General features: G+C 44.8%; 7 protein-coding genes. 5 read left to right on the top strand and 2 right to left on the bottom strand.

The window, feature by feature from the left end; genetic code table 11:
- Nucleotides 1–472 precede the first annotated feature (472 nt).
- A complete protein-coding gene (locus PX636_RS10695; protein ID WP_288117129.1) occupies nt 473–1,849 on the top strand; it encodes a cobyrinic acid a,c-diamide synthase CobB in 1,377 nt (458 codons plus the stop codon).
- 322 nt (nt 1,850–2,171) lie between these two features.
- On the opposite strand, the gene PX636_RS10690 is transcribed toward PX636_RS10695, so the two are convergent.
- The gene (locus PX636_RS10690; protein WP_004163047.1) at nt 2,172–2,558 is read right to left on the bottom strand and encodes a hypothetical protein; all 387 of its coding nucleotides are present in this window, start codon (nt 2,556–2,558) and stop codon (nt 2,172–2,174) included.
- Nucleotides 2,559–2,947: 389 nt separating this feature from the next.
- Between PX636_RS10690 and PX636_RS10685 the strand changes: the two genes are divergently transcribed.
- A complete protein-coding gene (locus tag PX636_RS10685) occupies nt 2,948–4,807 on the top strand; it encodes an iron uptake porin (RefSeq protein WP_288117127.1) in 1,860 nt (619 codons plus the stop codon).
- A 47-nt stretch (nt 4,808–4,854) separates the two neighbouring features.
- On the opposite strand, the gene PX636_RS10680 is transcribed toward PX636_RS10685, so the two are convergent.
- Nucleotides 4,855–5,271, bottom strand: a complete 417-nt coding sequence (locus tag PX636_RS10680) for a CoA-binding protein (protein WP_125731644.1) — start codon at nt 5,269–5,271, stop codon at nt 4,855–4,857.
- 41 nt (nt 5,272–5,312) lie between these two features.
- Between PX636_RS10680 and PX636_RS10675 the strand changes: the two genes are divergently transcribed.
- From PX636_RS10675 to PX636_RS10665, 3 genes are all read left to right on the top strand, one after another.
- Nucleotides 5,313–5,516: a hypothetical protein gene (locus PX636_RS10675; RefSeq protein WP_288117124.1), complete on the top strand. Its 204-nt coding sequence runs from the start codon at nt 5,313–5,315 to the stop codon at nt 5,514–5,516.
- Nucleotides 5,503–6,177 carry a TIGR04283 family arsenosugar biosynthesis glycosyltransferase gene (locus PX636_RS10670; RefSeq protein WP_288117122.1) on the top strand — a complete coding sequence of 225 codons (675 nt, stop codon included), beginning with the start codon at nt 5,503–5,505 and terminating at the stop codon, nt 6,175–6,177. Before PX636_RS10675 ends, PX636_RS10670 begins: the two co-directional genes overlap by 14 nt.
- A 349-nt stretch (nt 6,178–6,526) precedes the next feature.
- Nucleotides 6,527–7,174, top strand: a complete 648-nt coding sequence (locus tag PX636_RS10665) for a PEP-CTERM sorting domain-containing protein (RefSeq protein ID WP_288117120.1) — start codon at nt 6,527–6,529, stop codon at nt 7,172–7,174.
- The last annotated feature ends 175 nt before the right edge of the window (nt 7,175–7,349 follow it).

Here is a 7,349-nt window from a genome sequence, read left to right as displayed (position 1 = left end):
TGGGTGGAATTAAATATAAGATGAACGTAGGTTGGGTTGAAGCATGAAACCCAACGCCCGATTATGTTACGCTACCGCTAACCCATCCTACAAATAATTGTGCCTCCCTACTTAAGCTGCCCGCGAATTTAAATTGCTTGTTGAGATGAGGCACTCTTGCAACAGTAAAGGGATTTGGGTAGATTTAGCCAATCTCAAGGATAGGCGGTTAAAATGCGTCTTAGCCTATCTTCATGGTGGGGTAGGAAGTCTCTGGTTTTGGGCAACGTCAGAACAATAGCTGGTTGTCTAGAGATGATGACAATGATCCTAAACGTGGTCAAATTGATTTCGCCGCTAATAAAAAAAAGTCGATTGACACAGGAACCAGTTAGCGGCCAAAATTGACTCTATTAGCCGTTGGCAAGCTCTAGAATTGATTGTGTAACAGGTTAATTAAGTCTAGCTCGATCTCGAAAAAAAACAACTAATAATGATCATCGCAGGAGAAAGAAGCGGAGTCGGTAAAACTACGATTACTCTGGCAATCTTGGCCTATTTAATCAGTCGTGGCGATCGAGTGCAATCTTTTAAAGTCGGGCCAGATTATATCGATCCCATGTTCCATACTCATTTTACCGGTCGCCCCTGTCGCAATCTCGATCCGGTTCTAACTTCTGAAGACTATGTAAAAACCTGTTTTGCCCAACATTGTCAAAATGTCGATTATGCTCTGATTGAAGGGGTAATGGGGCTATTTGATGGTATTCAATTAAGCGATACTCAATTTCCCGATTATGCCAGTACCGCCCATATTGCCCGTATTTTAGGGCTTCCTCTGCTGTTAGTTATCGATTGTAGTCGTTTATCTACCTCTGTCGCCGCTATTGTCCGCGGTTATCAATCTTTAGACAAAAATCTCCATCTAGCCGGAGTTATCCTCAATCGGGTTGGCAGCGATCGCCACCTGCAATTACTGCAAACCGCCCTAGAATCGATCAATATGCCGATTGTCGGGGTTTTGCGTCGTCAAGATTCCCTGACAATTCCTGATCGCCATCTAGGATTAGTTCCCAGGGATGAACTAGGAGAAATCAGGCAACTGCAAGATCAACTGGCTTCTATTGCCCAAAACTGCTTTAATTGGGACATTCTCTTGCCTTTACTCACTATTTCTCCCCAAGAGAACCCGAAAAATCCCACAGGAGAAAATAAGCTTTTTCCCCCTATCCGTATCGGTATTGCCAGAGATAAGGCTTTTAACTTTTATTATCCCGATAATCTCGATATTTTAGCCAATTTAGGCGCGGAATTAATCTTTTGGAGTCCCTTGCAAGGGGCAAATTTGCCCGAAAACCTGCAAGGGTTGTACTTTGGTGGCGGTTTTCCCGAAATCTTTGCCCCGGAATTAGCCGCTAACACCCCTATCTTAACTCAGGTGAGAAAAGCGATCGCCTCTGGAATGCCCACCTACGCCGAATGTGGGGGATTAATGTATTTATGTGAAAAAATAATTGATTTTGAGCAAAAAAACCATTCTATGTTGCGAATAATCCCCCAATCTGCTATAATGTCACCGAAATTAACCCTAGGTTATCGGCAAGCCATCGCCAAACAGGAGACGATCCTGCTCAAAGCAGGTCAACCAGTGCGCGGCCATGAATTCCATCGCTCCCAATTAAGCGGGGTGAGCGACGCACCGATTTATCAACTGCAAGCATTCCCCAAAAGTGCTATCAATGCCGAAGGGTGGCAAGGTAAGAATCTGCACGCTTCCTATCTCCACCTACATTTTGGGGCTAATCTCAGCCTGCCGAAAAAATTTTTAGCTGCCGGCCTTGATTTTTTCCGCACAGCTGCGTTAAGCTAATTACAGATAAATTTGATAATCAATCCGTTAAGGGATACAGGAGGTGATGTCGATGGTAGAAAGTAGTAAAAGCATGGGTCTCCTAATCGACAATAGCTGGCTGTGCGCCGGGGCTGTTCTCTAGACCCCCACGTCTAAACAAGATTTAGACTAGCTGGAGTTCCTTCCGGCAGTCTGGTGTCGATTCCGATGACCCGCTACACCGCCCTTACCGAGCAATTGGTAAGGGCGGATAGTTTTTGAGGGTTTCCCGTCATCTGGGAACCCCAGAACCAGAACTAATACCAATTTTTTCCTAAGTGAGCCTTTCTTGACTTTAACTCTACGGGCGCAAACTAACCCAGCGTCGCTTCTGGTTTGGGGACACCATTTTAACGCCTGTCACCGAGATAATATCATTGGCCAAATTCTCTGCCATCATGGGAATGAGTTGATTTATATTATTCTCATAAGCTTTTATCCAGAATTTAGCTAGTTTCTCTCTCGCCTCCTCATTGACATAGATAGTTTTACCAGGCGTAATCAATACCATTGCCACATCACCGGAGTTTTCCGTGACGGCAAAGACAAACTGATCACGGTCGGACTTGAGACCTTCGTACCAGTAGTCTATGTGTTCTTCTAATTCGTATTCATAGAGAGCGCGTTCCATCTTGCCATCTTCTAGCAAGGCTTTACGCAGTGTATTGGCTATCTTTCTTTTTTTCATGGTCTTGTCCCTGTTTTTATCGGCGTTAAGTTTTGCCCATTAGACATCACTCCATATTAAGAGTGCCACCATAGAAATCATCAATTAACCTGACAACAACCCAGTTCAGTGGCCGTTATCAAAATCACAGAACCTTGCCCGACTCGTCTAGACGAGCCTGTTGTATGAGCTTAAGTTTTCTCTGTGTAAGGATTCTAACCTACTTTAGTTTTTGTTTAAGTGCCGTTAGGAGCGACAGGGTGGCCACTTTTTCAACTGGTCAAGGGAAAAAAAATGAGATCGCATCTTTCCCTAAGTAATTAAATTGTGTATAATGGCAAAAGAATAGAAAGGCTATATGCGTCGTCAAACTGTGTAGTCAACCTATAAGGTGTGAGGAAAAAACCATCATGTTAAGAATGTTCTGGAAATCATTGCTGGTTAGCCCAGCGATTTTAGGGGCTACCCTAGTAGCTTCCGCTAATGCTAGTAGCTTCGATCCCGCCAAATCTACCAGTGTTTCTACCGAATTTAACAATCTAGAAATCGCTCAAGTTCAGGACAACGCTGCAGGAACTGGCGAATTACTCAATCAGATCGAACAGTACGGTAACGAAGGTCAAGTTGCACCCGTACAGGGCAACACCATCGATCAAGTCACCAGCGTTAACCAACTGCGGGATGTTTCCCCCACCGCTTGGGCTTATGAAGCCCTAAGAAGCCTTGTGGAGCGCTATGGTTGTATTGTTGGTTATCCCGATCGCACCTTCCGCGGCGACCGAGCTTTAACCCGTTGGGAATTTGCGGCTGGTTTAAACGCTTGCTTAAACGTCATGGAACGTTTAATTCAAGATGGTGTCAACGTCCTCAAGGAAGACTTAGATGCCCTCAAGCGCTTGATGGATGAGTTCCAGGCCGAATTAGCGGCCTTGGGAGCTAGAGTTGATAACTTAGAAAGCCGGGTGTCTTTCCTCGAAAATAACCAATTCTCCACCACCACCAAATTAGCTGGGGAAGTTATCTTCGCTGTCACCGATACGGTCGGTGCCGGTAGCCCCGCCTCCCAGGCCGCCATGCAATACCGCGCTCGTTTGCTGTTAAACACGAGCTTCACCGGTCAGGACGTATTGAAAACTCGTTTAGCGGCGGGTAGTGCCACTCCCTTCGGATTTGATTACAAATCGACCACCACACTACAAAATGGTGATCCCGCTTCCGTCAGATTCGATAATCTGCAAAGCCCTTCCCTATTCCAAACTTGGACCGCGGCCGGTAACGGTAGCGATGTGGTTCTCGACTGGTTGGCCTACTATACCCCGATTGACTTAGGTTATTTTGGTCGCTTCAATACCTACGTCGCCGCTTGGGGTGGTATTTGGAATGACTTCGTTCCCACCACTAATCCCTTCTTTGAAGACTTCGACGGTGGTAATGGTGCGCTATCTACCTTCGCTTCCGAAAACCCCATCTATCGTATCGGTGGTGGTTCTGGGGCTGGTGTTAGCCTACAGTTAGGCTTCCTCCAAAGCATTGTCGGTCCGACCTCCCTATCCTTGGGTTACTTAGCCGGTGGTGGTGGCTCTAGTTCTGCGGCCAATCCTAACCCGGGTAATGGTCTCTTTAACGGAGATTACGCCGCTTTAGCACAGATTAACGCTAACCTCTTTAACTTCCTCAACGTCGGCTTCACCTACGTTAACGCTTACCAAGGTGCCGATACCGCCATCTTCGGTAACGGTGGTTCCTTCGGTGTAACGGGGACTTCCGCCGCTAACCTTTCCCAAACTCAGTTAAATACCCTGCTCAACGTCAACGGCAACGATCCTGATAGCGTCACCCTACAGGATGAAGTCGGTTTCTTCAACTTCGGAGCCAAAGTATCCAATAGCTACGGTTTAACCGGTGCAGTGGATATTGGTTTCGCCAGCTTGAGTGCCTTCGGTTCCTACTCCACCGTGCGTTTACTCGGTCTCGGTGACGCGGAAGTGTGGACCTACGGTGCTGGTATTGCCTTCCCCGACTTGGGTAAAGAAGGAAATATCTTAGGTCTGTTTGCTGGTGCGCAGCCCTACATCGGTCACTTAAGCTTCCGAGACATGGGGCTAAAAGTATCTAACATCGTTCCCTACCACGTTGAATTGTTCTACAAGTACCAAGTCACCGACAATATTTCTATCACCCCCGGTGTCATCTGGATTTCTGCACCTGAACAGTTCAAAGGCACTGGTAACGAGTGGATTGGCACTCTCCGCGGAACCTTTACCTTCTAGGATTTCCTAAATTAAACCCGAAACCCCACCCATGGTGGGGTTTTGTTTTAGGCAAATAGACGCTGATATTCTATCTGGATACAAGCATCCATAATCACATTTAAACCCGCCTCGATCGCTTTTTTTTCGGCAACTGGGTGATAAATTCTCAATTGTGTCCAAAGGGTAGCAGCCCGAATAGCAATAGCTGACTCGACAATTTCGGGTAGATAATCAGGATGACGAAAAACGTTAACAATATCCACAGGTTCGGGGATAGCCTCTAGAGAAGGATAGCAGCTTTGACCGTCAATTTGCTTGACCATAGGATTGACAGGATAGACTCGATAACCCACCGCTTGCAGGAATTTGGCCACCTGATAGCTGGCGCGGCTCGATTTCTCGGAATGCCCGACCACTGCGATAATTTTACTATTGCTGAAGATGGTTTTGAGCGCACCATCGTCTCCTTTAATATTCGGCATTGTCCCACCTATCTTAGAACAGAGTTTCGCTTTCCATAAAGATGAAGTGTAACCTAATTTGGTATCGACTTTTGACTCCAGCTTTAGCCACTCTGAAGAACTGGCAGCAATGTTTAACTTTTCTACCGAAAAAACAGTTATTAAAAATCCCAGTCAATCCCTCGGTATCTGTAGGAAAATTTACCCGATGGTCGCCCCTAAATCCTCTGACTTTAGTTAGCGCAAAACCTGATGAATTATCTTAGTATTATCATTCCGACTCTTAATGAGGAGTTAAGAATTGCAGCAACGTTAAAACAGATAGGTGCGGGGGTAGAAATTATTGTTGTCGATGGGGGAAGTACCGATAAAACCAGAGAAATAGCCGAACAATTGGGAGGAAAAGTAATTATTTCCCCCAGTAAAGGTCGTGGATTTCAGATGAATTTAGGAGCCAAAATAGCGAAAGGAGATATTTTGTTATTTCTGCATGGAGATACTTTACTTCCCCAGGAATTTCAAGAACAAATTATCAATACTTTATCCCAATCTGGGATAGTAGCGGGGGCCTTTGAATTAAAAATTGATGGAGAAGAAAAAACCCTGCGTTTAGTGGAAAAATTAGTTAATTGGCGTTCTCGCTGGCTTTCCCTTCCCTACGGAGATCAAGGAATATTTTTAAAAGCCTCAATCTTTGCCGATTTGGGCGGTTTTCCTGAGTTGCCAATTATGGAAGATTTTGAATTAATACAAAGATTGAAAAAAAGGGGTAAAATAGCCATAGTTTCTGCTCCGGTGATTACCTCGGCAAGACGTTGGCAAAAATTAGGAGTTGCCAAAACCACCTTAGTTAATCAATTAGTAATTATTGGTTATTATCTAAAAATTCCGCCGCATTTGTTGAAAAATTTTTATCGTTTATGGTAATAAAATAAAGGCTTGCTGAAAAAGTATTTTAGGTCATTGTGCAATGTAGGGGCGCAGGCGTTAAGCCCATAATGTGAGATTGTGAACATTTTTCAGCCAATATCCAAGAGAGGCAAATACAATTATACAATCGAAGAAACTCTACCAAAGAAGAGGTTTCCATGGCGCAAACATTAACAAAAATAATTAAAAATGCGGGGGGGGTAAGCATTACTTATTGGTAGCAGGCAATACCAGTCTTTTGAAAAATACAATTATATAATCGAAGAAAACTTACCAAGGAAGAGATTTCCATGGCGCAAACATTAACAAAAATTATCAAAAATGCGGGGGGGGTAAGCATTGCTTATTGTTAGCGGGGGCAACTCTAGCCATCCTAACCCCTTTCCAAGCCGCCCAAGCGAGTGTTATCTTTAGCCAAGCTGCTAACTTCCCCGCTGGCGGCTCGTTCGCATCCCAAAATGATACTAATTCTTTAGGTAATTATGCCACTGTTTACGACAACTTTAGTTTCTCCAGTGACAATTTAGTTGATGGTGTTGACTGGGTGGGGGGTTATTTTAATCCCCCAACAGCAGCACCCATCTCCTCCTTTGCCCTCTCTATTTTCGGTAATAACGCTGGTCAGCCCGGTTCTTTGCTTTTCTCGGAAACGATAACGGGGAATGCGGGGGAAACTTTTATCGGTACAAGTAATATCGGGGTTCCCACTTATAGTTATAGTGCGAACTTGACCAATACTTTCCTCGCCCAAGCGGGTGCAACCTATTGGCTGGCCATTGTTCCTAGTCTTGGATTTCCGCCCCAGTGGGGATGGTACACCAGCAGTGAGGGCGATGGTGTTTCTTATCAAGACTTTTTCGGGAGCCGCAGTCAACTTGGAACGGATTTTGCCTTTAGTCTGACCGGCCAACAGGTTCCCGAACCTTCGGCAATTTTAGGATTATTAGGTTTAGGACTTTTGGGCATCGGTTCTCAATTCAAACAAAAACGATAAATTGACAAGTGTGGGGGTGGGATTTTTTCCTTCCCCACTTGAGAAAAAACGCGCTCTAGAAACCTTCCAAATTTAACTCTTAATTTGAGTAAACAAATTTTTTTAAATCCCCCAGCAATTACTCAAAAAATTTGACATCTTATAGCGGACAGGTAAAAATTAAAACTTTTCTCTG

It is taken from the genome of Microcystis sp. M53598_WE2, from assembly GCF_030067735.1.
GTDB classification, from domain to species: Bacteria; Cyanobacteriota; Cyanobacteriia; order Cyanobacteriales; family Microcystaceae; genus Microcystis; species Microcystis aeruginosa.
Note: the sequence above shows the minus strand (reverse complement) of the source record. Positions and strands in the feature narration are given on the sequence as shown.